Source organism: Streptomyces sp. NPDC002004 (genome assembly GCF_053593975.1).
The window spans coordinates 93,446-115,639 of sequence record NZ_JBSFDP010000022.1; the positions used below are offsets into that span (position 1 = coordinate 93,446).

Annotated in this window: 23 protein-coding genes; 12 read left to right on the plus strand and 11 right to left on the minus strand. The window is 72.3% G+C overall.

Annotation, left to right across the window (positions count from 1 at the left end; genetic code table 11):
• The first annotated feature begins 10 nt into the window (after positions 1 to 10).
• The 8 genes from ACWCP6_RS26410 to ACWCP6_RS26445 all read left to right on the plus strand — a co-directional run bounded on the left by ACWCP6_RS26410 (position 11) and on the right by ACWCP6_RS26445 (position 9,012).
• Positions 11 to 1,255, plus strand: a complete 1,245-nt coding sequence (locus ACWCP6_RS26410) for a lysine N(6)-hydroxylase/L-ornithine N(5)-oxygenase family protein (RefSeq protein ID WP_450935038.1) — start codon at positions 11 to 13, stop codon at positions 1,253 to 1,255.
• The gene (locus ACWCP6_RS26415) at positions 1,252 to 1,602 is read left to right on the plus strand and encodes a cupin domain-containing protein (protein WP_450935039.1); all 351 of its coding nucleotides are present in this window, start codon (positions 1,252 to 1,254) and stop codon (positions 1,600 to 1,602) included. The genes ACWCP6_RS26410 and ACWCP6_RS26415 overlap by 4 nt, the downstream gene beginning before the upstream one ends.
• Positions 1,595 to 2,689: an NAD(P)/FAD-dependent oxidoreductase gene (locus tag ACWCP6_RS26420; RefSeq protein ID WP_450935040.1), complete on the plus strand. Its 1,095-nt coding sequence runs from the start codon at positions 1,595 to 1,597 to the stop codon at positions 2,687 to 2,689. Before ACWCP6_RS26415 ends, ACWCP6_RS26420 begins: the two co-directional genes overlap by 8 nt.
• The gene (locus ACWCP6_RS26425; protein ID WP_450935041.1) at positions 2,686 to 4,311 is read left to right on the plus strand and encodes a class I tRNA ligase family protein; all 1,626 of its coding nucleotides are present in this window, start codon (positions 2,686 to 2,688) and stop codon (positions 4,309 to 4,311) included. Before ACWCP6_RS26420 ends, ACWCP6_RS26425 begins: the two co-directional genes overlap by 4 nt.
• Positions 4,308 to 5,561, plus strand: coding sequence for an ATP-grasp domain-containing protein (locus tag ACWCP6_RS26430; protein ID WP_450935042.1), 1,254 nt, complete (start codon positions 4,308 to 4,310; stop codon positions 5,559 to 5,561). The genes ACWCP6_RS26425 and ACWCP6_RS26430 overlap by 4 nt, the downstream gene beginning before the upstream one ends.
• The gene (locus ACWCP6_RS26435) at positions 5,554 to 6,852 is read left to right on the plus strand and encodes an MFS transporter (RefSeq protein ID WP_450935043.1); all 1,299 of its coding nucleotides are present in this window, start codon (positions 5,554 to 5,556) and stop codon (positions 6,850 to 6,852) included. The genes ACWCP6_RS26430 and ACWCP6_RS26435 overlap by 8 nt, the downstream gene beginning before the upstream one ends.
• A gap of 72 nt (positions 6,853 to 6,924) precedes the next feature.
• Positions 6,925 to 7,983 (plus strand): threonine aldolase family protein, encoded by a 1,059-nt coding sequence (locus ACWCP6_RS26440; RefSeq protein ID WP_450935044.1) that lies wholly within the window; start codon positions 6,925 to 6,927, stop codon positions 7,981 to 7,983.
• A 462-nt stretch (positions 7,984 to 8,445) separates the two neighbouring features.
• Positions 8,446 to 9,012 (plus strand): universal stress protein, encoded by a 567-nt coding sequence (locus ACWCP6_RS26445; RefSeq protein ID WP_450935045.1) that lies wholly within the window; start codon positions 8,446 to 8,448, stop codon positions 9,010 to 9,012.
• A 61-nt stretch (positions 9,013 to 9,073) separates the two neighbouring features.
• Here ACWCP6_RS26445 and ACWCP6_RS26450 read toward each other — a convergent pair whose 3' ends face one another.
• Together ACWCP6_RS26450 and ACWCP6_RS26455 are read right to left on the minus strand one after the other, a co-directional pair.
• Positions 9,074 to 9,505 carry a response regulator gene (locus tag ACWCP6_RS26450; RefSeq protein WP_450935046.1) on the minus strand — a complete coding sequence of 144 codons (432 nt, stop codon included), beginning with the start codon at positions 9,503 to 9,505 and terminating at the stop codon, positions 9,074 to 9,076.
• A 43-nt stretch (positions 9,506 to 9,548) separates the two neighbouring features.
• Positions 9,549 to 9,764, minus strand: a complete 216-nt coding sequence (locus ACWCP6_RS26455; protein WP_450935047.1) for a hypothetical protein — start codon at positions 9,762 to 9,764, stop codon at positions 9,549 to 9,551.
• Positions 9,765 to 9,884: 120 nt separating this feature from the next.
• Between ACWCP6_RS26455 and ACWCP6_RS26460 the strand changes: the two genes are divergently transcribed.
• Positions 9,885 to 11,474 carry a sensor histidine kinase gene (locus tag ACWCP6_RS26460; protein WP_450935048.1) on the plus strand — a complete coding sequence of 530 codons (1,590 nt, stop codon included), beginning with the start codon at positions 9,885 to 9,887 and terminating at the stop codon, positions 11,472 to 11,474.
• A gap of 159 nt (positions 11,475 to 11,633) precedes the next feature.
• On the plus strand, positions 11,634 to 12,509 hold the full coding sequence (locus ACWCP6_RS26465) for an RNA polymerase sigma factor SigF (RefSeq protein WP_450935049.1): 876 nt from the start codon (positions 11,634 to 11,636) through the stop codon (positions 12,507 to 12,509).
• Positions 12,510 to 12,608: 99 nt separating this feature from the next.
• On the opposite strand, the gene ACWCP6_RS26470 is transcribed toward ACWCP6_RS26465, so the two are convergent.
• From ACWCP6_RS26470 to ACWCP6_RS26480, 3 genes are all read right to left on the minus strand, one after another.
• Positions 12,609 to 12,782, minus strand: coding sequence for a hypothetical protein (locus ACWCP6_RS26470; protein WP_450935050.1), 174 nt, complete (start codon positions 12,780 to 12,782; stop codon positions 12,609 to 12,611).
• Between the two features lie 232 nt (positions 12,783 to 13,014).
• Positions 13,015 to 13,455, minus strand: coding sequence for a response regulator (locus tag ACWCP6_RS26475; RefSeq protein ID WP_450935051.1), 441 nt, complete (start codon positions 13,453 to 13,455; stop codon positions 13,015 to 13,017).
• 218 nt (positions 13,456 to 13,673) lie between these two features.
• Entirely contained in the window at positions 13,674 to 14,954 is a 1,281-nt protein-coding gene (locus tag ACWCP6_RS26480; protein ID WP_450935052.1) for a PP2C family protein-serine/threonine phosphatase, read from the minus strand.
• Between the two features lie 522 nt (positions 14,955 to 15,476).
• Between ACWCP6_RS26480 and ACWCP6_RS26485 the strand changes: the two genes are divergently transcribed.
• Both ACWCP6_RS26485 and ACWCP6_RS26490 read left to right on the plus strand, forming a co-directional pair.
• On the plus strand, positions 15,477 to 15,875 hold the full coding sequence (locus tag ACWCP6_RS26485; RefSeq protein WP_450935053.1) for an ATP-binding protein: 399 nt from the start codon (positions 15,477 to 15,479) through the stop codon (positions 15,873 to 15,875).
• Between the two features lie 282 nt (positions 15,876 to 16,157).
• Positions 16,158 to 16,562, plus strand: a complete 405-nt coding sequence (locus ACWCP6_RS26490; RefSeq protein ID WP_450935054.1) for an STAS domain-containing protein — start codon at positions 16,158 to 16,160, stop codon at positions 16,560 to 16,562.
• Positions 16,563 to 16,651: 89 nt separating this feature from the next.
• On the opposite strand, the gene ACWCP6_RS26495 is transcribed toward ACWCP6_RS26490, so the two are convergent.
• The 6 genes from ACWCP6_RS26495 to ACWCP6_RS26520 form a co-directional block, all read right to left on the minus strand.
• The gene (locus ACWCP6_RS26495; protein ID WP_450935055.1) at positions 16,652 to 16,951 is read right to left on the minus strand and encodes a DUF4235 domain-containing protein; all 300 of its coding nucleotides are present in this window, start codon (positions 16,949 to 16,951) and stop codon (positions 16,652 to 16,654) included.
• Positions 16,952 to 17,070: 119 nt separating this feature from the next.
• Positions 17,071 to 17,562: a hypothetical protein gene (locus ACWCP6_RS26500; protein WP_450935056.1), complete on the minus strand. Its 492-nt coding sequence runs from the start codon at positions 17,560 to 17,562 to the stop codon at positions 17,071 to 17,073.
• Between the two features lie 151 nt (positions 17,563 to 17,713).
• A complete protein-coding gene (locus tag ACWCP6_RS26505; protein WP_450935057.1) occupies positions 17,714 to 18,376 on the minus strand; it encodes a DUF5825 family protein in 663 nt (220 codons plus the stop codon).
• A 24-nt stretch (positions 18,377 to 18,400) separates the two neighbouring features.
• On the minus strand, positions 18,401 to 20,359 hold the full coding sequence (locus ACWCP6_RS26510; RefSeq protein WP_450935058.1) for a RiPP maturation radical SAM C-methyltransferase: 1,959 nt from the start codon (positions 20,357 to 20,359) through the stop codon (positions 18,401 to 18,403).
• Positions 20,360 to 20,446: 87 nt separating this feature from the next.
• Positions 20,447 to 20,569, minus strand: coding sequence for a hypothetical protein (locus ACWCP6_RS26515; RefSeq protein ID WP_450935059.1), 123 nt, complete (start codon positions 20,567 to 20,569; stop codon positions 20,447 to 20,449).
• Positions 20,570 to 20,624: 55 nt separating this feature from the next.
• Positions 20,625 to 22,194 (minus strand): alpha/beta hydrolase family protein (locus ACWCP6_RS26520; protein WP_450935060.1); only part of this gene is annotated, 1,570 nt, incomplete at its 5' end.

The following is a 22,194-nucleotide window of genomic DNA, read 5'->3' on the forward strand; positions in this document are numbered from 1 at the left end:
GGCAAGGAACATGAACGATCACACAGACACACACATACTCGACTACGTCGCGGTGGGCGTCGGTCCGGCCAACATGAGCCTGGCCGCCCTGGCCCATCCGGTCGACGGCCTGCACGCCCTGCACCTGGAGCGCCGGGAGAGTTTCTCCTGGCATCCCGGCCTGCTGCTGCCCGAGGCCACCCTCCAGGTCTCCCCGTTGAAGGACCTGGTCACTCTCGTCGATCCGACCAGCCCCTTCTCCTTCCTGTCCTTCCTGGCCGCGCACGGCCGCCTCTACCGGTTCCTCGCCGCCCAGTTCCCCGCCGTCCTGCGCGCCGAGTTCAACCAGTACCTCCAGTGGGTCGCCGGACGACTGCCCGCCGTCGTCTTCGGCGCCGAGGTGCGCGAGGTGGACTTCCGCTCAGGCGCCTTCCGGGTGCGCACGGCCGACGGCGAGTCGGCCGCCCGGCATCTCGTGCTCGGAACCGGCCCGACCCCGAACGTCCCCGAGCGGTTCCGGGAACACCTCGGCAGGACGGTCTTCCACTCCGGCGAGTTCCTGCCGCGGCTGCCCGACGTCACCGGCCTGCGGGTCGCGGTGGTCGGCGGCGGCCAGAGCGGCGCCGAGGTGGTGCGCCACCTCGCCGCCGCCCCGGCCTCGCCCGCCACGATCACCTGGATCAGCCGGCGTCCGTCGTTCCAGCCGATGGACGACTCACCGTTCGCCAACGACCTCTACACCCCCGACTACGTACGCCACTTCCACGCCCTGCCCGGCGACGAGAAGGCCCGGCTGCTGGAACAGCAGACGCTCACCAGCGACGGCGTCGATCTGCCCATCCTTCGTGACATCCACCAGCTGAGCTACCGGGCGGACTTCCTCGACGGCACCCCCGGCCGGCTCCGCTTCGTGCCGGACACCGACGTCACCGCGCTCGACGGCGCGGACGGCGACTGGAAACTGACCCTGGACGGACGCGGCGGTGACATACCGACCGTGATCGGCGCGGACGTCGTGGTGCTGTGCACCGGATACGGCTACCGGATCCCCGACTTCATGGCCCCGCTGCTGCCCCGGCTGCACCGGTCCGGCCAGCTCCTGGACGTCCAGGCGGACTTCTCCGTCCGCTGGGACGGCCCCGAGGGGCATCGCATCTACCTCCAGAACGGCGCCCGGCATGCCTGGGGCGTCGCCGACCCCAACCTGAGCCTGCTCGCCTGGCGCAGCGCGGTCATTCTCAACAGCATCCTGGGCGAAACGAGGTACCCGGTATGACCGCGGATCCCACCGCGCACATCCCCTTTCTCCCGGCCGAGGTCGAGGAGGACGGTGTCACGGTCGCCGATGCGGACCTGACCAACTCCGTCGTGCCTCAAGCACCGTTCAGGATGGCCAGGTTCACCGTGCCCGCCGGCGGCACCAGTTCGCCCGACGTCCACGCGGTCCAGGAGATCTGGGTCGTGCAGGCGGGCACCGGCACCCTGGTCGTCGACGGAACGCACACCGGGCTGCGCGCCGGGTCGGTCGTCGGCTTCCCCTCGCACGCCGTGCACGAGGCCTTCGCCGACCAGGGTGAGGACCTCCACGTCCTCTCGCTGTGGTGGGACGCGCCCGATGCGTGACCCCTCTTCGGCCGACACCTACGACCTCGCCGTCGTCGGCACCGGCGTCATCGGCGCCCTCACCGCCTACTACGCCTGCCTTCGCGAACCCGGTCTGCGGATCCTGCTCGTGTCCCACGCCTCCCGCGAGCACGGCGCCACCGCCCTGTCGGCCGGCTTCGACACGCTGACCGGGCGCGATGCCGCACAGCGCGAACTGGCCCTGCGCAGCACCGAGTTGTTCGACAAGCTGGCCGGGGAAATGCCCGGGCTGCCGCGCCGGGACCTGCCGGTGCACTGGGTCGTCGCCCGCACCGGCGCGGCCGCACTCGACGCCACCCTCGCCGACGGCAGCCGCACCACGCCCATGGACGAGGGCCACCGCCGGGCGCTGAGCCAGGTCTTCCCCGGCCTGCGGGTCGGCGGCGACCAGGTCCTGCTGTCCACCGCCCCCATGGCGGTCGGCGGCCCCCGGGCCCTCGCCGACCTGCTCCTCGACCACGTACTCGGCCTGCCCGGCAGCACCCTCGCCGAGGGCTTCCGGGTCACCGGGATCCGCCGCGACGGCCGCCGGCTGGAACTCACCGCTGCCGACGGCTCCGTCCTCACCGCGCTCCGGGCCGTCGTCGCCCCCGGCCCCTGGGCGCTGGACGGACCCGTCGCCGACGCGGCCCGGGCCCGCGGCGCCCGGGTGAAGAAGGTGGTGGCGTTCCACGTCCTCACCCCGCCCCCGCCCGGGGCCCCCGCCCTGGTGTTCGAGGACGACGACGCCTTCCTGCTGCCGGACGAACCGGGCCGCCGCTGGATTCTCAGCATCACCTCGCCCGACTGGGACCGGGGCCCGGACGGCCCGCTGGCCATCGGCCCGCACGACCGCGCCCTCGCCCTGGCCCTCCTCGAACGTCACGTGCCGGGATTCGTGCCCCACCTGACCGGGGGCCGCGTCTTCAGTGACTGCTTCACGCCCGGCCACCTGCCCATCTTGGACACCGCCGGCGACCCCGACGTGGTCATGGTCATCGGCGGCTCGGGCTCCGGCTACCGGCTCGCCCCTGCCCTGGCCGAGCACGCCCTCACCCTGCTGTACGGGAGAACCACTGCCCCATGAGCACCCTGCTGACGACCGGGACCCACACCCCCCGGCACTACCTGCTCGTCCCGCCCGAGGCCACCCCCAACGGCCCGCTCCACCTCGGCCACATCGGCGGCCCGTTCCTGTGGTCGGACATGATCGCCCGCCATCTGCGGGTCCGTGGCGATCTGCCGCTGGTGATCACCGGCAGCGACGTGTACGAGTCGTACGTCACCCTGCGCGCCCATGCGGAGGACTCCACGCCGGCCGAGGTCGCTGCCCACTACGGGCGGCGCGTCCAGGACGACCTCGCGGCGATGGACATCGGCGTAGACGCGTTCATCACCCCCGACCAGGAGCCGTGGAAGGAGCAGTTCGAGGCCGAGGTCACCGCCTGCATCGGGCGCCTGGACGAGGGCGGCGCCGTGCTCACCCGCACCGAACGCGTCCCCTACTGCGCCGACTCCGGCCGCTGGGTCGTGGGCGGCTGGCTCCAGGGCCGCTGCCCCGAGTGCGGGGCCGGCGTGGCCAGTTACTTCTGCGAGGAGTGCAGCGCGCACTTCCTCCCCGAAGCCGTCCTCGACCCGCGTCCGCTGCTCGACGAGGGCCCGCTGACCTGGCGGGAGATCACCAGCCGTTTTCTCACGGTGCCCGCCGCCGACGTCCTGGACGACGTCCTGGCCGAGCGGGGCATCGCCCGCCGCTACCGCGACACCGTGGCCCGCTTCCTGGACCGGGACGGCCTCACCATCCGGCTCACCGCCCCCCAGGAGTGGGGCCTGGCCCTGCCCGCGCCCCAACCCGGCGTGCCGCACGCCCTGTTCCCGTACGCCGGCATCCTGATGTTCGCCCGGCTGGCCGGCGCCGTGCACGGGCAGCTGTCCGGCACCGGCGTCAACGCGTTCGACCCGGACTCGGGCGTCACCACCATCACCACCCTGGGCATCGACAACGTCATCCCCACGCTGGTCGGCATCGTCGGCACCAGCCTCCTGCACGGAGGCATGAAGCCGTACGACCGCTGCCTGATCAACCACTTCTACCAGCTCGCCGGCCGCAAGTTCTCCACCAGCGCCCGGCACGCGATCTGGGCCGCCGATGTGGCCGCCGCGCCGGCCCTGGACGTGGACGCCGTCCGCTACCACCTGGCCCGGGCGGACCTGGAAGCCGGTCCGGCCAGTTTCGAGCCGACGGACTTCCTGGCCACCGCCCGCACCACGCTCGCCGACGACCTCGGCAAGCGGATCGCGGACGCCTGCCGGACCCTGCCGTCCGCCGCTCCCGCCGCGCCGTCCCCCGCCCTGACGGCCCGTCTGGACGCTCTCCTGACGGAGCAGTCCGCCGCCCTCGACGGCACCCGGATCTCCACCCGTCGTGCGGTCGACGCCTTCGACGCCTGGGCCGCCGACACCGCCGCCGCCGAGGCCGGCGCCTACTGGTGGCTGAAGGGCCTCGCCCTCCTGGGCTTCCCCGTCATGCCCGGCCTGGCCGAGCGGATCTGGCACCTGCTGGGCGGAACCGGCGAGCCGCGCGCCCGCGCCTTCCACGCCGCCACCCGGCCCCTGCCCGGCGCCGAAACCCCGACGCTGTCCCGGCCGGCGGGCGCGGACCTCACCGCCTGCCTGCCCGCCACCCTGCGCCCGGAGAACCGCACGTGACCGACGCCCCCCTGTACGTCGTCCTCAACCGCTCCGGCGACGAGTTCGGCGAGTACCACCGCTTCCTCGACGGCGCGCCCGCCCGGATGGTCTACCTGACCACGCCCGGCGGGCTGCCCGCGCTCGACCGGAACGGCGCCACCGAGCTCCACGTCCTGGACAGCCTCGCCCACGACGACCTGCTGCCCCTCGTCCGGGCCGTCGCGGACCGGCACGGGCGGCCCGCGGCGGTCTTCGGGCAGTCCGAGTACGACATCCTCACCGCGGCCCGGCTGACCGCCGGCCTCGGTGTCACCGGCGGCTACGGCCTCGACCTGGTACGCCGGTTCAAGGACAAGCCCGCCATGAAGCAGGCCGTCGCCGAGGCGGGCGTACGGGTGCCCCGCTTCCGCCACCTGGACGACGCCCCCGACGCCGCCACGCTTCTCGCCGACCTCGGCGAGGTGTTCCCGCTGGTGCTCAAGCCCCGCTCGGCGGCCGCTTCGCAGGGCGTCCAGGTGGTCCGCACGCGAGCGGAACTGGCGGCCGCGCTCGACGGACTGGACCCGGCCGCCTACCAGTGCGAGGAGTACGTCGACGGTGACATCCTGCACGTGGACGGTGTCTTTCGCTCGGGCGCCCGCCACTTCGCCACCGCCTCCCGGTACGTGAACACCTGCCTGGACTACACCCGCGGGCTGCCGCTCGGCTCGGTCCTGCTGGACGACGGCCCGGAACGCGACCGGGTCACCGCCTTCGCGGACGACTGTCTGCGTGCCCTCGGTCTGGCCGACGGAGCCTTCCACCTGGAGCTCATCCGGCGCGCCGACGGCGAACTGGTCTTCCTGGAGGTCGGGTTGCGTCCCGGCGGAGCCCAAGTGCCGTTCCTGCACGCCGATCTGTACGGCATCGACCTGTTCGCCGAGGCCTTCCGCGCCGCCATCGGCCTGCCCCCGCTGTGGCACGGCGACCACGAGCCCGTGGCCGGCGGCTGGCTGATCTACCCGGCCCCCGGCCGGATTCCCGCCCGGATCAGCGAACGTACCGACCCTCCCGCCGACGTCGCCGAGCTGTATCACCACGAACTCCCGCCGCTCGGCAAGGTGTTCACCTCCCCCGGCAGCTACGACGAGGGAACCGGCGTCTTCCGCTTCCGCGGCGCGGACGCCGCGTCGGTTCACCGGGCCGTGCACAGGGTGCTCGCGGAGTACCGGGTACGGACGGAGCCTCAGGGCCACCCGGCGGCCGCGCCCGGGCGGCACGATGACTGACCCGCACGCCTCGGGGGTTCTGCGCGAGTGGATCCGGCAGACGGTACCGGCCCCGGGGGCCGCCCGCCGGCTCGGGCTGCTCACCCTCATCCAGTCGCTCGGCCTCGGGGTGTTCGTCACCGCCAGCGCGGTGTTCTTCACCCGCACCATCGGCATTCCCGCCCAGCGCGTCGGTCTCGCCCTGTCCGTCGCCGGGCTGTGCGGCCTGCTGTGCGCCGTTCCGATCGGCCGACTCGCCGACCGTCTCGGCCCACGCCCGGTGCTGATCGCGAACTTCCTGCTGGCCTCGGTCTGCTTCGTCGCCTACTGCCTGGTCGACGGCTTCGGCGAGTTCCTCGCCCTGGCCTCGGTCGTCGCCGTGCTGGAGACATCGGCGGGTGGCCTGCAGGCCTCGCTGACGGACGTCCTGATGGGCGGGGACGAACGGGTGCGGGTCAGCGCGCAGATGCGCAGCCTGTTCAACCTGGGGTTCCTCGGCGGCGCCGCGCTGGCCGGGATCGCGCTCTCGGTGGGCACCTCGGCCGCGCTGCACGGCACGGTGCTCGCCAACGCGGCGCTCCAACTGGTCTCGGTCGCCGTCCTGTGGCCGATGCGTGCCGCCCGGACGGCGCGCCGCTCGGAGCCCGCAGACGACCCCGCCCGGCCCGCCAACGAGCCCCCGCGTATGTCCCGCAACTCGGCCCTGCGGGACTACCGTTATGTCGCCGTCGCCCTCGTGTGCGGTGCGCTGGAGCTGTACCACCCACTGCTCACCGTCGGCCTTCCGCTGTGGATCGTCACCACCACCGACGCGCCCACGCCCATGGTGTCCGGCATCCTCATCCTGGACACCATCCTCGTCCTGCTCTTCCAGGTCGCCGTCAGCCGGGGCGCCGAAACACCCACCGCGGCCGCCCGGATGCTGCGCCGGGCCGGACTCTGCCTCGCCCTCGCCTGTCTGGTGTTCCCGCTGGGCTCCGGCCGCGGGGCCCTGCTCGACTCGGCCGTGCTGCTGGGCGGCGCGGGGGTCCTTATCCTGGGCGAGTTGTACCAGGCCGCCGGCGGCTGGGGCCTGGCCTTCGGACTGGCCCCAGCCGGCCGCCAGGGCGAGTACCAGGCGGTGTTCTCCCTCGGGCGGGGCTTGCAGCAGTTCGCCGGCCCCTGGCTGATGACCTCGCTGGTGGCCGGCGCGCACGGCACCGGCTGGCTGGTCCTTGCCGCCCTGTTCGCCGCTCTGGGGCTGCTGGCCCCGCCGCTCGTCCGCGCGAGCGGGCGCTCCGGCGACCGCCGCGTCCCGGTGACCACACCCTGACCCTCCGCCCACTCTCCGGGCCGGTACTGTCCACCGGTCCACCGCACCACACGTTGGGAACGAACCAGCATCATGACCGTGACACGACGGCACGACCCCGAGGCCCGCGGCTTCGCCAGCGACAACTACGCCGGCGTTCACCCCGAGATACTCCAGGCCATCGCCGAGGCCAACGGCGGCCACCAGACCAGCTACGGCGACGACGTCTACACCGAGCGCCTCCAGAAGGTGTTCCAGGACCACTTCGGCCCCACCGCCCGGACCTACCCCGTCGTCAACGGCACCGGCGCGAACGTCGTCGCCCTGCAGGCCATGACGAGCCGCTGGGACGCCGTGGTCTGCGCGGAGTCGGCGCACATCAACGTGGACGAGTGCGGCGCACCGGAGAAGGTCGGCGGGCTCAAGCTGCTCACCGTGCCGACCTGGGACGGCAAGCTCACCCCCGAGCTGGTCGAGCGGCAGGCCTGGGGCTTCGAGGACCAGCACCGGGCCCGCCCCCGGGTGCTGTCGATCACCCAGTCCACCGAGGTGGGCACCTGCTACACCCCCGAGGAGATCCGCGCCCTGTGCGACCACGCCCACGGGCTCGGTCTGCTGGTGCACCTCGACGGGGCCCGGCTGGCCAACGCGGCCGCCACCCTCGGCGTACCGCTCGCGGCCCTGACCACCGAGGCGGGCGTCGATGTGCTGTCCCTCGGCGGCACCAAGAACGGCATGCTGTTCGGGGAGGCGGTCGTCGTCCTCAACCCGGAGTCGGTGCGGGGCATGGCGCACATCCGCAAGTCGAGCATGCAACTGATCTCGAAGATGCGTTTCCTGTCGGTCCAGTTCGAGGCGCTGTTCGGCGGCGACCTCTGGCTGCGCTCCGCCGCCCACGCCAACGCCATGACCCAGCGCCTGTACACGGCGGTACGCGACCTGCCCGGTATGTCGATCCCGCGTCCGGTGCAGGCCAACCAGATCTTCGCGGTACTCCCGGCCCCGGTGACGGAGCGCCTGCGCAAGCGCTTCCGCTTCTACGTGTGGGACGAGCAGGCCGGCGAGGTGCGGTGGATGACGTCGTACGACACGACCGAGGAGGACGTGGACGCGTTCGCCGCCGCCATCGCGGAGGAACTGGCGGCGGGCTGACCGGTCCGTCGCCCGCCGGCGGCCGCCCGGGCCATGGGCGGGCGTCGGCGCCGGGTCCGCGTTCCAAGCCGTCAGCGAGCCGTCGGCTCCAGCTGCCCTCGCCGCGCGGGCAGCGCCACCGCGGCCACGGCCTCGACCGCACCGCATGGGGGATCGAGAGGGCCCGATCACCGTGGTGACGAGCTGAAGGCCCCGGACGCGGGGAGACGGCCCGGGGCACGCCCTTGACCGTAGGTCCTCTTCCGGCCCCCCGGATGTCTCCCTGACGGGACCCTGGCGGGTTTCCGGCCGGCACTGACACGCCCTTGACGCAGCTGGGCGGGTGGCATGCAAGCGGCGTCAGAACGGCGCCAAGAAGTGACGCGCGGGCTGGTCGAAAGCCCGGGCCGGCAGTGGAATGGACAGGGTTCCGCCGATGAGCATCGGCGGAACCCTCTGTCGGTCGTGGAGAGCGGTGAAGTGATGTCCGGGTCCGGTGCGTCCTCGGCTGCCCGCGTCGTGGTCGGAGTGAGCGGCTCGTTGGGAAGTCTCACGGCGTTACGGATGGCCGCCGAAGAGGCTCGGCGCCGGGACACCGGGCTGTGGCCGGTACTGGCGTGGGAGCCGCCCGGCGGCGATCCGGCCGCACGCCGGTCTCCCGCCGCCTGCTTCATGGTCGAGCAGTGGGTGCGCCTGGCACAGGAGCGGCTGGTCACGGCGCTTCATGCCGTGTTCGACGGCGGCAGCCCGGGAGTGCCCGTGCACGCCCTCGTCGTGCGGGGCGCCACCGGACCGTCGCTGGTGGGCGTCGCCGATCGCGAGAGCGACGTCCTCGTCGTCGGCGCGGGCCGCCGCGGCCGCCTGCACCGCACGCTCCGGCCGTCGGTCGGCCGCTACTGCCTCGCGCACGCCGGCTGCCCCGTGCTGATGGTTCCGCCGTCACCGCTGGAGGCGGCACTGGCGGCCGCGCACCGACGGAACGTCTGGCGGCTGCGGCTGGACACGGGGCATCTGAAGAGGGAGTTCGACATCGTGCCGCCCGAGGCGTGACGCCGGTGACGGACGCCGCGGGGCCGTCCTTCGGGCGACGACGGGAAAGTGACGACAGACCCTAGGGGCGCGGCAGCCGCGTGGTCGTGTCGAAGTAGAAGGCGTCGATGCTCTGCACCGCGCGTTCGAAGTCGTCGAGATTGACGGGCTTGGTGACGTACGCGCTGGCGTGGCGGCGGTAGGCGTCCAGGACGTCATCGGGTGCGGCGGACGTGGTGAGCACGACGACGGGGATGGACCGCAGGCGTTCGTCGGACTTCAGGACCGCAAGGAGCTCCCGGCCGTTCATGCGGGGCATGTTCAGGTCGAGGACGATCAGGTCCGGGCGCGCGGCTCCGGGGGCGCGCAGGTACTCGAGGGCCGCGATGCCGTCCTCGACCTGGGTGAGCTTGCGGCTGCCGCGCGTGATCAGAGCCTCCTGGATGAGCATCGCGTCGGCTGCGTCGTCCTCCACCAGCAGGACGTCATGGGGGCGAGCGGGGGCGATCGTCAACGGATGCTCCGGGGGGTGCGATGAGCCGGCGGTTGCTGGGTGATCACTCCAGGCCCTGGGCGAGGGGCCCCTGTCCTGGTGATCGTGCCTGGGAGAGCGGGCCGGGGCCTGTTCTCGTGCGGTCACCGGCCCCGCCCTCGACCGGCGAGGGGTGCAAGGCCCGGCGGGCCGGACGGCGAGCCAGGTCGTCGAACGCTTCGGCGGCGAGCACGGCGGTCTCGTCCTGATCCATGGGGAACGGGAAGTGGACGCCGGGCATGAGTTTCAGTCTAGGGTTCCGGGTTCCCGCCGACAACAAGCGTTGACCTGGGGATGGCTAGAGTGGGTTTGCCGCGTGCACTTCAGGGCGGCTCCGCCGACACTCGAGGGAACGCACAGTATGACGACCGTCGAGAGCCTGCCGCACCACCGGCGGCTGCCGAGCTGGACGACCCGGCGCTGGCTGCGTGTGGGCGTGAGCCTGGCGCTGGCGGTGCTGACGGCACTGGGCGGCCTCGGATTCTGGGCTCTGAGCCGCACCACGTCGATCACCGACGAGTTGGTGGACGTGAAGTCCCCCTCGCTGATCAACGCGGTGCGTCTGGAGACGGCGCTGGTGAGCCAGGAGACCGGGATCCGCGGCTACGGCCTGACCGGTGAGAGGCAGTTCCTGCGGCCCTACGAGCAGGGCCTGGTCGACGAGAAGACCGCCGTCGCCCGCCTCCGCGAGCTGCTCGTGGACGATACCCGGGGCCGCGCCGATCTCCAGGCCGTGCTGAGCCGGGCGGAAGCCTGGCAGCGCCGGTTCGCCCGCCCGGTCGCCGCCGCTCCGAGCGGCTCCCCCGTACAACTGGCCGCCGACCGTGCCGGTGAGGGCAAGACGGCGTTCGACCGGCTGCGCGCGGCGATGACCACCCAGCAGGACCATCTCCGTGCCCAACGCCTCGCGGCCGGAGAGAACGTGAAGCATTCCCTGGCTCTGCGCGACTGGGTGTTCGGCGCCGCGGCCCTGGTGATCGTGCTGCTCGCAGCCCTGGTGTTCGAGGGACTGCGCCGTGGCATCACCGACCCGTTGGAGCGCCTGGGCGCCGACGCGCGCGAGGTCACACGCGGCAACTTCGACCATGGCATCACCCCCAGCGGACCCGCGGACCTCCACCGGCTCGGCGCCGACATGGACTCCATGCGGCGCCGCCTGGTGGACGAGCTCGCCTTCAGCGAGCGCGCCAGGAGCCTGCTGGACGAACAGGCGGCGGACCTGCGCCGTTCCAACGCCGAACTGGAACAGTTCGCCTACGTGGCCTCCCACGATCTGCAGGAACCGCTGCGCAAGATCTCCAGCTTCACCCAGCTGCTCCAGCGCCGGTACGGCGACCAGCTCGACGAACGTGCCGACCAGTACATCGCCTTCGCCGTGGACGGGGCGAACCGCATGCAGATCCTCATCAACGACCTGCTGGCCTTCTCCCGGGTGGGCAGGGTGCACAACGAGCGTCATCCCGTCGATCTGAACCGCCTGGTCGACGGCACACTGGACGCGCTCAGCGTCGCGATCGAGGAGACCGGAGCCGAGGTCGACCGGGATCCCCTGCCCTCGGTCGTCGGGGACAGCTCACAGCTCGGCATGCTCTGGCAGAACCTGATCTCCAACGCGGTCAAGTTCCACAGCTCCGAGCGTGCGCCGCGGATCCGTATCGAGGCGGTGCGCGACGGCGAGGTGTGGCGCTTCGCGGTCAAGGACAACGGCATCGGAATCGACCCGGAGTTCGCCGAGAAGGTCTTCGTCATCTTCCAGCGGTTGCACACCAAGGAGGCGTATCCCGGCAGCGGCATCGGTCTGGCGATCTGCAAGAAGATCGTCGAGTTCCACGGCGGCACCATCGCCATCGACCCCGGCCACCGCCCCGGTGCGAGCATCACCTTCACCCTGCCCGCCGCGGTCCCGGAATCCGAGGACACCGGCGTGGACCTCGCGGTCTCCGGGACCTGAACCGCCCTGCCGCCCTGCCGCCCTGGGCCGTCGTGACACCGACGGCGGCCTCTCGGGAACAACCCGGCGGACGGATTCCCGGTCCGAGGAGTGCTCTTGACGATCCGGGGTAGACGGCTCCCGCCCGGGAAACTCCAGGGCAGGCTGGGGGTTGCAACCATGGCAGCGGTGACGGCGGACAGAACTACCGCACACGGAGCGGAGGCAGTGGTGGGTACGGCAGGGCTCGCGCCCGTCGTCGACCCGACGCATGTGGCTCCCCGGGACGCCCGTGGTCTCTCCCGCGGGTTCTTCGCCCGCCTCGCCGAGCTGGAAGAGGGCACGCACGAGCATCAGTACGTGCGCAACACCCTCATCGAGATGAACCTCTCGCTCGTCACCTATGCCGCCGGCCGCTTCCGCAGCCGGGGCGCGGACGAGATGGAGGACATCGTGCAGGTCGCCACGATCGGCCTCATCAAGGCCATCGACCGCTTCGACCTCACACGCGAGGTGGAGTTCGCCACCTTCGCGGTCCCCTACATCGTCGGCGAGATCAAGCGCTTCTTCCGCGACACCAGTTGGGCCGTCCACGTTCCGCGCCGGCTCCAGGAGGCACGCGTCGAGCTGGCCAAGGCCACGGACGAGCTGCGCAGCCGCCTGGGGCGCACCCCCACGGTGCGGGAGCTGTCGGAGTTGATGTCCCTGTCGGAGGCGGAGGTCATCGAGGCCCGCAAGGCCGCGAACGCCTACAACTCCGCCTCGCTGGACGCCACACTGACCGGCGAGACGGCCGAGGACGGTGAATCCGCACTCGCCGAGTTCATAGGCCAGGAGGAGCAGGCCCTCGAACTCGTCGAGGACTTCCACTCGCTCGCTCCGCTGATCGCACTGCTGGAGGACCGTGATCGCCTGATCCTGCATCTGCGCTTCGTCGACGAGCTCACACAGGCACAGATCGGTGAGCACCTCGGTCTCTCCCAGATGCATGTCTCCCGGCTGCTCACCCGCATCATCAGGCGGCTTCGCGAAGGGCTGCTCGAGACCGACGGCTGAACGCATCGGCGGACCGGCCCGCGGCCGGTCCGCCGGTCCCGCCGGCCCCGCAAGGGGTTCGCCCCAGCGGGTGCGCCGGGGCCGTGCCCCTCGGTCCCGTCAGTCCCGGTCCGCACCGTCCGGTGATTCGACGACGAGAAACGCATCGAGCTCCAGGTCCATGACCACGGTGACCGCAATTCCCTGCTCACAGGTACGGGCGGCCAGTTCCTCGGCGGGCCAGGAGCCGTGCGGCCCGCCCGCAGGGAACGATTCGACAACTCGTCCGATCATGCCGGTTCACTCCTTCACAACCACGCGCCGGTACCGCTGCCTTCGGCCGCCACGACCCGCTGACGCGGCGGGGAACCTCCCGGAATCCGGTTACCCGGGAGTGCGCGACGCATACGCGCCCGGAGACACGGCACTTCAGGAACGGGGGCGTCCTCGGGACCACGGCGCCCGGGGAGCAGGGCCGTCCGGAAGCTGACCCGTCGGGGAGCGGACAGGTTCAGGAGCGAACAGCTCAGGAGCGCGGCAGTCGCACCACGGTGACGAAGAAGTCGTCGATCTTGCGGATCGCGGTGATGAACTGCTCCAGGTCCACCGGCTTGGTCACATAGGCGCTGGCGTGCAGTTGGTAGCTGCGCAGGATGTCCTCCTCGGCCGCGGAGGTGGTCAGCACGACGACGGGGATGTGTGTGAGGTCCTCGTCGGCCTTGATGCGTTCGAGCACCTGCCGGCCGTCGTACTTGGGCAGATTGAGGTCGAGGAGGATCAGGTCGGGGCGCGGCGCCTGCGTGTGCCTGCCCTGCCGGTAGAGGAAGTCGATCGCCTCCTGCCCGTCACGGACCACGTGGAGGCTGTTGCCGATCTTGTTCTCCTCGAATGCCTCACGCGTCATCAGCTCGTCGCCGGGGTCGTCCTCGACGAGCAGGACCTCGATGGGCTGGGGGCCGACGTTCATGCGGTTTCTCCTGCGGGTGGGCGCGGTGCTGTGGTCCGCGTCCGGGTCGGGCCCGGATGCGGACAGGGCGTCTGTTCAGCACCCTAGGGGCTGCGGGACGGCAGCGGACACGGGCGAACGCCCGCGGGACCCGCTCCGGTGAGCGCCGGGCTGCGACAGAGCCCGCCGGGCCTGGCGCGTCGGCCGGGCCGTTCGCCCCCGCCGTGCCGGCCGGTCCGTCACGGCCGCCGGTTCCATTCGAGGTGCAGCAGGGCGACGTCGTCGCTGTGGCCACCGTGGCCGGCGGACAGGGCGCGCGTCTCGGAGATCAGTGCGGCGACGAAGTCCTCGGCCGTACGGTGTGCGTTGCGCTCCGCCAGGGCCAGCAGGCCGTCCTCTCCCAGCCGCTTCCCGTCGTCGCTGATGCGCCCCTCGAAGAGCCCGTCCGTGAAGAGGGCCAGCGAGCCGGCGGTCGGCAGGTCCAGACGGTCCTCGCGCCAGCGGCACGGGCCCTCCGGCAGAAGACCGAGCGCCGGTCCGACGGCGGTCTCCACCAGCCGTACGCCGGCGGTTTCGCGCAGGAGCAGCGGAGGGTGGCCCGCCCGGACCACCTTGGCCCCGTCGAGGCCGGGCGGGAGTTCCACGGTCGTGACCGTGGCGAAGATCTCCGCACCCGTGCGTTCGGCGACCAGGACCTTCTGCATGAGTTCGCACACGTGGGTGCCCGTGACGCCCGCCAGCGTGAACGACCGCCAGGCGACGCGCAGGCAGACGCCCAGCGCGGCTTCGTCGGGGCCGTGTCCGGAGACGTCTCCGATGACGGCGTGGACCGTGCCGTCCGGGGTCTCGACGACGTCGTAGAAGTCGCCGCTGAGCAGCCCCAGGGACCTGCTGGGCTCGTACCGGGACACCACCTCGACCGCCCCGTTGTGCAGCAGCGGGGAGGGCAGCAGGCCTCGTTCGAGCCGCGCGTTCTCCTGGGCGCGGATCCGGCTCGCCTCCAGGGCCAGCGCGGCCTGCTCGATCTGCCGGCGCTGTACCGCGTATCTGATCGAGCGTGCCAGTACGGTCGGCTCGATGACGCCCTTGCTCAGGTAGTCCTGGGCGCCGGCCGCTACGGCCGAGAGTCCTGCGCCCTCCTCGGCGAGTCCGGTGAGCACGACGACCGCGGCACCGGGCGCCGCGGCCAGCACCTGTCCGACGACGTCCAGGCCCTGGCCGTCGGGCAGATGGAGGTCCAGCAGGACGCACTGGGCGGGTGCGCCGTGTTCGCCGCTCAGGCTGGTACGGGCCTCCGCGAGCGTCCGGGCCCGGGTCAACCGGGCGGTCAGACCACTGTCCAGGAGCGTCTCCTCCACGAGGAGGGCGTCTCCCTCGTCGTCCTCGACCAGCAGAATGGTCACGTACGGATCGATGTCCGTCCGGAGGTCGGACGGCGACGTCCGGGCCGGAGGCACGGCGGGGCCGGACGTTCCCGGTCCCGTCGCTTCCGGGCCTTGCCCGCCGACAGGGCTCCTCACAGCCGACCCCCTATCCCCTCGGCCGCGCGCGGGCCTCGGGGCGTGAGAAGAATACTTGCCGCTCACCAATAATTGCAGTCGCGTCCCTCCTGACCGGGCAGGCAGCCCCGGTCGGGTCGGACGTGCGGGGCCGGCGCCCCCGGCCTCCACGACCGGGGCGTTCACCTCGCCGGCCCCGCTTCCGAGGCCGACCGGGCGGCAGTTCGACGTGGCCGGCCCCGGACACCGGGTTCCCGCGTGGCGCGACGTGCACACGGGCCGTGCCGCTCCCGCCGTGCGCACCCTACGGGACCACTCGCCACGCAACCTTCCCCGGGCGCCCCCGACTCCCCGTACGAAGACCGTATGATCCCGTCACGGCGGGCGGCGCACACGGGGGTGTTCCGGGCAGCAGCAGGCCGTGGCCGTCCGGAACGACGGGAGTGAATCCAGCGCGTTTCTGGGTAGGCGACTGTTCTCGATCGAAGATGTGGCACGGGGGTGGACATGCTGTCGGGCGATGTGGCCGGGGACCAACAGCCTTTGCCGCAGCCCCTTCCCTCGAGCGCCGCCGACGCCAGGGACCAGGTGGAAGGGCTGCTGAGGGAGCATTTCGGCCGGCCGTCCGCGAGTGCTCCGCACAGTCTCGCGCTGACCGACGCCCTGCTCGTCACCTCCGAACTGGTGACCAATGCGATACGGCACGCGGGCGGCGTCACCGGCTTCACCGCCCAGGTGACCGACGACGGGCTGGTCGTCACGGTGAGGGACGGCAGCACCGCCACCCCTGCGGTGCGCCGGGCCGCCGACACCGGCTTCCCGCCCGGCGGCTACGGCTGGCCGCTCGTCCAACGCCTCGCCCTTCGCGTCGAGATCGCGCCTCTGCAGGACGGAAAGAGCATCCGCGTGCTGCTCCCCCTCGCACCGCGCCCCGACCGATGAACCCCGCCTGCGGGCGACCTACCCGATGTACCCCGGCGCGGCAGTCCGCGGCGAGCCGGCCGCGGGACCGTCACCGGCCTTCCTGAACCTCCGATGCTCCCGGTATCCCCGATGCACGCATCGACGGCGGCCGGTTGACGCAGCGCGGTACGCGTCGCACATGGAGGCCGGGCACGTTCCCGCCGCTCGCGGCCGCCCCGGAGTGCCGGGTCGGGCCCTGTCGCACGGCCGATTCCCTGCACTCCCCGCCCGGCGGAACCACGCATCTGAGAGGGTGTGCTCATGGTCAGCGAAGCGAGAGTCGTGACGACCGTCGTCGACCGCGGAACCAGCGTGGTGCAGGTGACGGGAGACGTCGACGAGGACAGTGCGCCGCTGCTGGAGGAGGCGTTCTCCCGGGCGACGGCGGGCGCACGGCCCAGGACCATCGTGGATCTGTCCGGGGTGGACTTCGCCGACTCCAGCGTCCTGCACGTCCTGCTCAGGGCGCAGCGCACCCATCGAGCGGCCGACGGATCGCTCGTCCTGGCGGGCCCGTTCAGCACGACGGTCGAGCGGCTGTTCGTCGTCACCGGCACGGAGGCCTTCTTCGACATCGTCGCCTCGCGGGAGGCGGCCGTCTCCCGGCTGGGGGCGCCGCGGGACGGCTCCGGCGCCCCCTCGTCCGGGGTCGCTTGGGGTGAGTGACGAGCGGGCGGGGCGGACTCCCTGAAACACCGCGCGCCCGTCCCGGGTGTGCTTCTCGCGGGCTGCCGGGCACGCGGCCGTGCCCGGCCTCAGTCGCGTCCACCGTCGTTCGCGCCCGGCCAGATGCCGGTGGCGCGGTGCACGACCTGGGCCCCGGAGCGGTCGACGGCGCTGCGCACGACAGCGAAGACGGCGCCCTGAACGGCCGCTGCGAGCAGGATCTCTCCCCAGCCTCGGTCGCGGTCCAGGGCGTCGGGTGCGTCGTCCTCGTGGCGGACCGCCTTCCAGGCCGGCTGGAACGCGCGTGCGGCGAGAGCTCCGCCCGCCCAGCTCAGGACCCAGCCGACCGGCTTGTACGCGACAGGGACCTTCCTCTTCATCCTGCTCATGCCGGTCTCCTTCCCGATGCCCCTGCCGATCGCCGCTGTTCGGGACTGCGCAGCCGGGCGGGGCCGGAGCCGGCGCAGGACGCTCGCGCCCACGGGCCGCACCGCCGGGCCACGCAGTGTCATATGCGGCCGTGTGCCAGCCTGGTCAGGGGACCCGTCTGCGGTTTGGCCGTGGACCGTCCGACGGCGAAGGCCGCGCCCGCGAGTCCCGCGACGCCCATGGCCGCGCCGGCCGCGATCGCCTTCCGCTGCCTGATGACGGTCCAGGCCGTGGTGGCGACCGATGTCACCTTCGCCGCCTGGGCGGTGACCGTCCGCCTGCCCGCCTGGAGACCCGTGAGCGCGGCGTGAGCACCCTGCTTGGTGGTCTCGCCCGCCGACCGGGCCGTCGACACGGCGGACTTCCGTGCGTCGCGCGTCGCGGCCTCGGCGGAACCGGATGCGGCCCTCGCCTTGGTCCCGGCCTGTCCGGCCGTCGACTTCGTCGCCGATCCCGCCTTGCTCGCGGCCCGCTTGGCGGTCTGCCCGCCGGTCGCGGCGCCGCGGTCACCGGTTTCCTTCTTGGCCCGCGCGGGCCCCGAATTCTTCGTGTGGTCGCTTTCAGCAGTCATGCCGAACCTTCTTGCCGCACGACCGGGGATGAAACTCCGGCGCGGCCCGGACCGCCGCGCCGCGGGGGCGCGGAGGGCCGACATGGAGGGACGATGTCCTGCTCACCCGGCGGGCAACGTCGAATGCGCCGTGCCCGGCGGCGCCGGGTGGTCAGACCGCCATCGCCTCCTGGAGCCACCGGGTGACCCGGTACGGGAGCCACCATGCCAACTCCCCCAGTCGCAGGGCCAGATGCTCCTCGGTGAACTCGGCGAGGATGTCGGCGGGCACCTCGGTGTGCGGGATGCCCCGGTCCAGCCGGGCGATCGCCACGAGGTAGCGGGGTTCGTCGGCGGTGAACCGGCGCAGGTCTCCCCAACGGCGGTCGCGGATCTGCACGAATCCCGGGCCCTGCCGCCAGACCAGCTTGCACAGGTAGTGGCGGGTGCGCCAGGCATACAGGGCGTCCTCGCCGTCGGGGACGCCGGTGACGGAACGCGGTGGGTGGAGGTGGGAGAGCAGCTTCCACTGCTCCGCCCGGCCTTCGGGGGACAGACGCAGCTCCCAGTCGACCTGGACGGCCCGCGCGGTCAGGTCGCGGACCAGGCACAGCAGATCCAGGGCCCGGCGGTGCGCGGGTTCGTCCGGAGCGGCCAGATCGACCGGTTCCTCCAGTTCGACACGGCGTACGCCCCTCGCCCACAGCCGATCCGCCGCGTCGGCGTCGGGGGCGACGGGCACCCGGCCCAGTGACATCCCCGGCAGGCCGGACACCTGCGGGTCGTGGTCCCGCCAGGCGCGCACGGACAGGTGGGGAACGGTCTGCGTCGTCATGGTGTGCGGCCTTCCGTCGGCTGGTCAGGACAGGGCGGCGGACGGGACCGGCAGCCCGGTCCGTGCGTCGTCGTCGGGTGCGGGCGCGCCGCTCGGGCGGGTGTGCACGTGGCGCATGTAGTCCAGGCGCAGCAGGTCCTGGTTGACGTCGGCCGGGGCGATGTGGACGTACTGCCCGGCGTCGGTGAACAGCAGGCCGTGTTCCACCCAGGAGTCGAGGAGCGTCCGCACGTCGTCGGGGGTGCGCCCGGCCGACGCCGGTGAGGTGCCGTTCACCTTGCGCAGCAGGGCCGCGGGGGTGTGCGGCTGGTCCAGGAGCCGGAAGACGGCGACCTCGAACGGGTCGGTGAGCCGCAGGGTCCGCCAGTCGAAGGCGTGCCGCCGGCTGACGAGCACGATCTCGTCGCCGAGGTCGGTATGGGTCAGGCGGGAGTCGACGTGGCGCCGCTTCCAGGTCGCGAGCGCGTCGTTCAGCCTGGTCACCGTCTCCTCGGTGATACCGCGTTCGGGCGCTTCGAAGACGTAGGCCAGATCGTGGAGTTCGTCCTCCGGGAGGTCGTAGGTGAAGCGGTAGTGCTGCTCGGGCCGCAGGCCGGTGAAGCCCAGCTCGGGCCGTTTGAAGTAGGGGCTGAACCGCTCGATGGCGATGCGGGCGGACAGGTCGACCGGCGGGTTGAGGTGTTCCAGGGCGGGCAGTTGGCGGATGACGGGCTCGTAGTCCTCGGCCGTCTCGCCGGGGAAGCCGTGCAGGTAGTTCCAGGAGACCGACAGCCCGGTCTCCGCCGCGTCGCGCAGCATGCGGACGTTCTGGCAGCCGCTGACGCCCTTGTCCATCAGGTCGAGGACACGGCTGTTGAGGCTCTCGATGCCGGGCTGCACGTAGATGAGGCCGGCGTCGGCGAGGATCTTCAGCTGGGGGCGGCGCATATTGGCCTTGATCTCGATGTGCATGCGCAGGTCGTGGCCGCTTTCGACGATCCGGGGCAGCACGGTCTTGAGGTAGCCCATGTCGAGGATGTTGTCGACGACGTACATGTCCAGGACGCGGTGCCGCCGCGCCAGGTCCATGATCTCCTCGTAGAAGGTGTCGGGGCTCTTGCTGCGGAACTCCATGAACGAGCCGTTCAGTCCGCAGAACGTGCAGTGGTGCTTCTCGCCCCACCAGCAGCCCCTGGCCCCTTCCACCACGAGTTTGGGCTCGACCCAGTGGCGTGCCGCGGACGCCGCGAGGCGCTCGAAGTAGCCGCTGTAGTCCGGGGGCAGGATGGCCGCGGGGGGCAGCGGTCCCGTGGGCATCGGGTTGGCGATGTGGGCGCCGTCCGGGCCGCGGTGGCAGAGCCCCGCGACGGCGGTGGCATCGGGAGTGCCGCCCTGCAGTGCCGTGAGCAGCTGGGGCAGGGCCTGTTCGCCCTCGCCGCGCACCACGTAGTCGACGAACGGGAAGTTGCGGTGGACGGCCGCACCCTGCTCGGCGTCGCAGTTGGCGCCGCCCATGACCGTGACGATGTGCGGGGCGAGCTGCTTGACCTGCCGTGCCGCGGCCAGCGCGGCGGTGTTCTGCTGGAACGTGGAGGTGAAGCCGACCACGTCGGGACGCGCGTCGACGATACGGCGTGCGATGTCGGCGACGAACGCGGGTACCTGTTCGTGAAGGTGCCGGGTCATCCGCATCCGGGACCGGCGCAGCTTGCCCGACATGACCGTGCTGAACTCGGCCTCCTTCCAGGCGGGATCGTCGTACAGAGCCGAGGAGAACACCCAGTCGCCGCACCCGAGGAAATAGGAGGACAGTGAGTAGTACTCGTAGTCCTCGGCGGAGAACTCGGTGCGGGCGGTGATCCAGTCGGTGAACTCGAGGTTGGCGTGCAGCACGTCGCAGGTGGCGCCCGGCACGCGTTCGTCGACACTGCGTTTGAGGATGCCGAGGGCCAGCGAGGGCAGGTCGATGGGCGACCAGGGCATGTTGACCAGAAGAACGCGCACGGATCTGCTCCTTGTGGCACGGGGAGGGGGACGTCCGGGAGGAGCCCGGCCGGCCCGCGGTGTGCGGCGGGCCGGCCGGGCCGTGGGTCACTCCTCGTCGCCGCCCTCGTCGGCGTTGCGGAACGGGATGGTGATGGTGATGCCGATGCCCGGCCTGCGGTTCTCCTCTTCACCCGCGAGCGGGTCGTTGTGGATGATGTCCTTCTGCACGGTGTCTCCTCCTCGGATGGGGTGATGCTGTGCACGGCCCGGCCCCGCTGCTGCATCAGTGGGGCCGGGATCCCCCGGTCGGTGCCGGGGGACGCTGGGGGCCCGCGGGCCGGTGCGTGCCGGGCAGCCGGTGGTGCAGGAAGCCCAGGGCACGGCGCAGGACCGCCACGTGCGCGGACCCGTCGTATCCGTCGTGGCCGGTGTCGATCCACATGGCCTCGTGCTGTACGCCTGCCTCGTCGAGAGCCGTCAGATAGGTGCGGATCTGGTCCGGCGGGCACTTGGCGTCCTGCGTCGCACCGACCACCAGGAGCGGCGCGGTGACGTTCGGCGCGTAGGTCAGGGGTGAGCTCCGGGTGTACCGGTCGGGCACCTCGTCGGGGGTGCCGCCGAACAGGCGGACGTCCAGGGTCCGCAGTGCGGCCGTGGTCGACCGGTGGGCGGTGATCCAGTCGGCGACGGGTTTCACGGCGACGCCCGCCTGCCACAGGCCGGGCCGGGTGCCGAGGGCCAGCAGGACGAGGTACGCGCCCCAGGACACACCCCACAGCCCGATGGCGTCGGATGCGATCAGCCCTCGGGTGACGAGGTCGGCGCGCACGGCGGCGAGGTCCCGTACCTCGGTGTGCCCGACACCGGCGGGCAGGGAGCTGCGCCAGTGGGGTCCGTAGCCGGTGGAGCCGTGGTAGTTGACGCGTACGGCGGCGTATCCGGAGGCGACCAGGGAGTGGACGGTGGCGTCGTAGGCGTCGCGGTCGTGGTCCGCCGGTCCGCCGTGCACCAGGAAGACCGCGGGCGGGGGTAGGGAGCCGTGGTCGTCCGGCAGGCTGAGCAGTGCGTGCACGCTGCCGTCCGGGGTGGGTGTCCACAGGTCGGTGTGGTGTCCCGGAACGACCGGCGAGGGGCCGGCGGGCGGGGGCAGCGGGGTGCCGTCGGTGCCGCGCAGCACGGGCGGGTGTGCGGTGTCGGTCCAGACGTAGTGCAGCGTCCCGCCGGCCCGGGGCGCGGCGTCCAGCAGGCTGCCGGACGGGGTGGGCACGCGGGTGCGCCGACGGGCCGTCAGGTCGACGCGGTGCAGCTGGGAGCGGCCGTGGCGGTCCTGGCGGACCAGCACGCCCCGGCCGTCGGGGTACCAGCGGGCGGTGATCTCGGTGTCGAACGAGCACCAGTCGTGGGTGTGGACTCCGGTGCCCGGGCTCCAGGTCGCCAGCGTGTACCGGTCGCCGGTCTCGCGGACGAGCAGCAGGTCCCGGTCGCCGTGACGCGGTGAGAATCCCAGGCACCACAGGCGTGTTGCCGTGCCCTCCGGTCCGGGCAGGAGGGCCGTCACCCGTCCGTCCGGGGTCAGCACCGTGACGGCCGCGTCGTCGTCGGGCGCCGCCGCCACGGCGAGCAGGTCGGCCGTCGTGGTGATGCCGGCGAGCCGACGGGGTGCCGGGGTGCGTGCCAGCTCCCGCGCCGACTGCCCGCGCCGCCCGACCAGTACGGCCGTGTCGGGGCCGTCGGCGACGGCGGCGGCGACGGTGCCGTCCGGCGCCACAGCAAGACCGCGCGGCTGCCCGGCCGGTCCCCCGGGCAGGCCTGGACACCGGCTGGCACCGCATCCGCTCCACCCTGGAGGCCTA

Excerpts from the sequence above, each read along its gene's own strand:
- ACWCP6_RS26410 (WP_450935038.1), top strand. The coding sequence starts at position 11 with ATGAACGATCACACAGACACACACATACTCGACTACGTCGCGGTGGGC.
- ACWCP6_RS26415 (WP_450935039.1), top strand. The coding sequence starts at position 1,252 with ATGACCGCGGATCCCACCGCGCACATCCCCTTTCTCCCGGCCGAGGTC.
- ACWCP6_RS26420 (WP_450935040.1), top strand. The coding sequence starts at position 1,595 with ATGCGTGACCCCTCTTCGGCCGACACCTACGACCTCGCCGTCGTCGGC.
- ACWCP6_RS26425 (WP_450935041.1), top strand. The coding sequence starts at position 2,686 with ATGAGCACCCTGCTGACGACCGGGACCCACACCCCCCGGCACTACCTG.
- ACWCP6_RS26435 (WP_450935043.1), top strand. The coding sequence starts at position 5,554 with ATGACTGACCCGCACGCCTCGGGGGTTCTGCGCGAGTGGATCCGGCAG.
- ACWCP6_RS26440 (WP_450935044.1), top strand. The coding sequence starts at position 6,925 with ATGACCGTGACACGACGGCACGACCCCGAGGCCCGCGGCTTCGCCAGC.
- ACWCP6_RS26445 (WP_450935045.1), top strand. The coding sequence starts at position 8,446 with ATGTCCGGGTCCGGTGCGTCCTCGGCTGCCCGCGTCGTGGTCGGAGTG.
- ACWCP6_RS26455 (WP_450935047.1), bottom strand. The coding sequence starts at position 9,764 with ATGCCCGGCGTCCACTTCCCGTTCCCCATGGATCAGGACGAGACCGCC.
- ACWCP6_RS26460 (WP_450935048.1), top strand. The coding sequence starts at position 9,885 with ATGACGACCGTCGAGAGCCTGCCGCACCACCGGCGGCTGCCGAGCTGG.
- ACWCP6_RS26465 (WP_450935049.1), top strand. The coding sequence starts at position 11,634 with ATGGCAGCGGTGACGGCGGACAGAACTACCGCACACGGAGCGGAGGCA.
- ACWCP6_RS26470 (WP_450935050.1), bottom strand. The coding sequence starts at position 12,782 with ATGATCGGACGAGTTGTCGAATCGTTCCCTGCGGGCGGGCCGCACGGC.
- ACWCP6_RS26475 (WP_450935051.1), bottom strand. The coding sequence starts at position 13,455 with ATGAACGTCGGCCCCCAGCCCATCGAGGTCCTGCTCGTCGAGGACGAC.
- ACWCP6_RS26490 (WP_450935054.1), top strand. The coding sequence starts at position 16,158 with ATGGTCAGCGAAGCGAGAGTCGTGACGACCGTCGTCGACCGCGGAACC.
- ACWCP6_RS26495 (WP_450935055.1), bottom strand. The coding sequence starts at position 16,951 with ATGAGCAGGATGAAGAGGAAGGTCCCTGTCGCGTACAAGCCGGTCGGC.
- ACWCP6_RS26500 (WP_450935056.1), bottom strand. The coding sequence starts at position 17,562 with ATGACTGCTGAAAGCGACCACACGAAGAATTCGGGGCCCGCGCGGGCC.
- ACWCP6_RS26505 (WP_450935057.1), bottom strand. The coding sequence starts at position 18,376 with ATGACGACGCAGACCGTTCCCCACCTGTCCGTGCGCGCCTGGCGGGAC.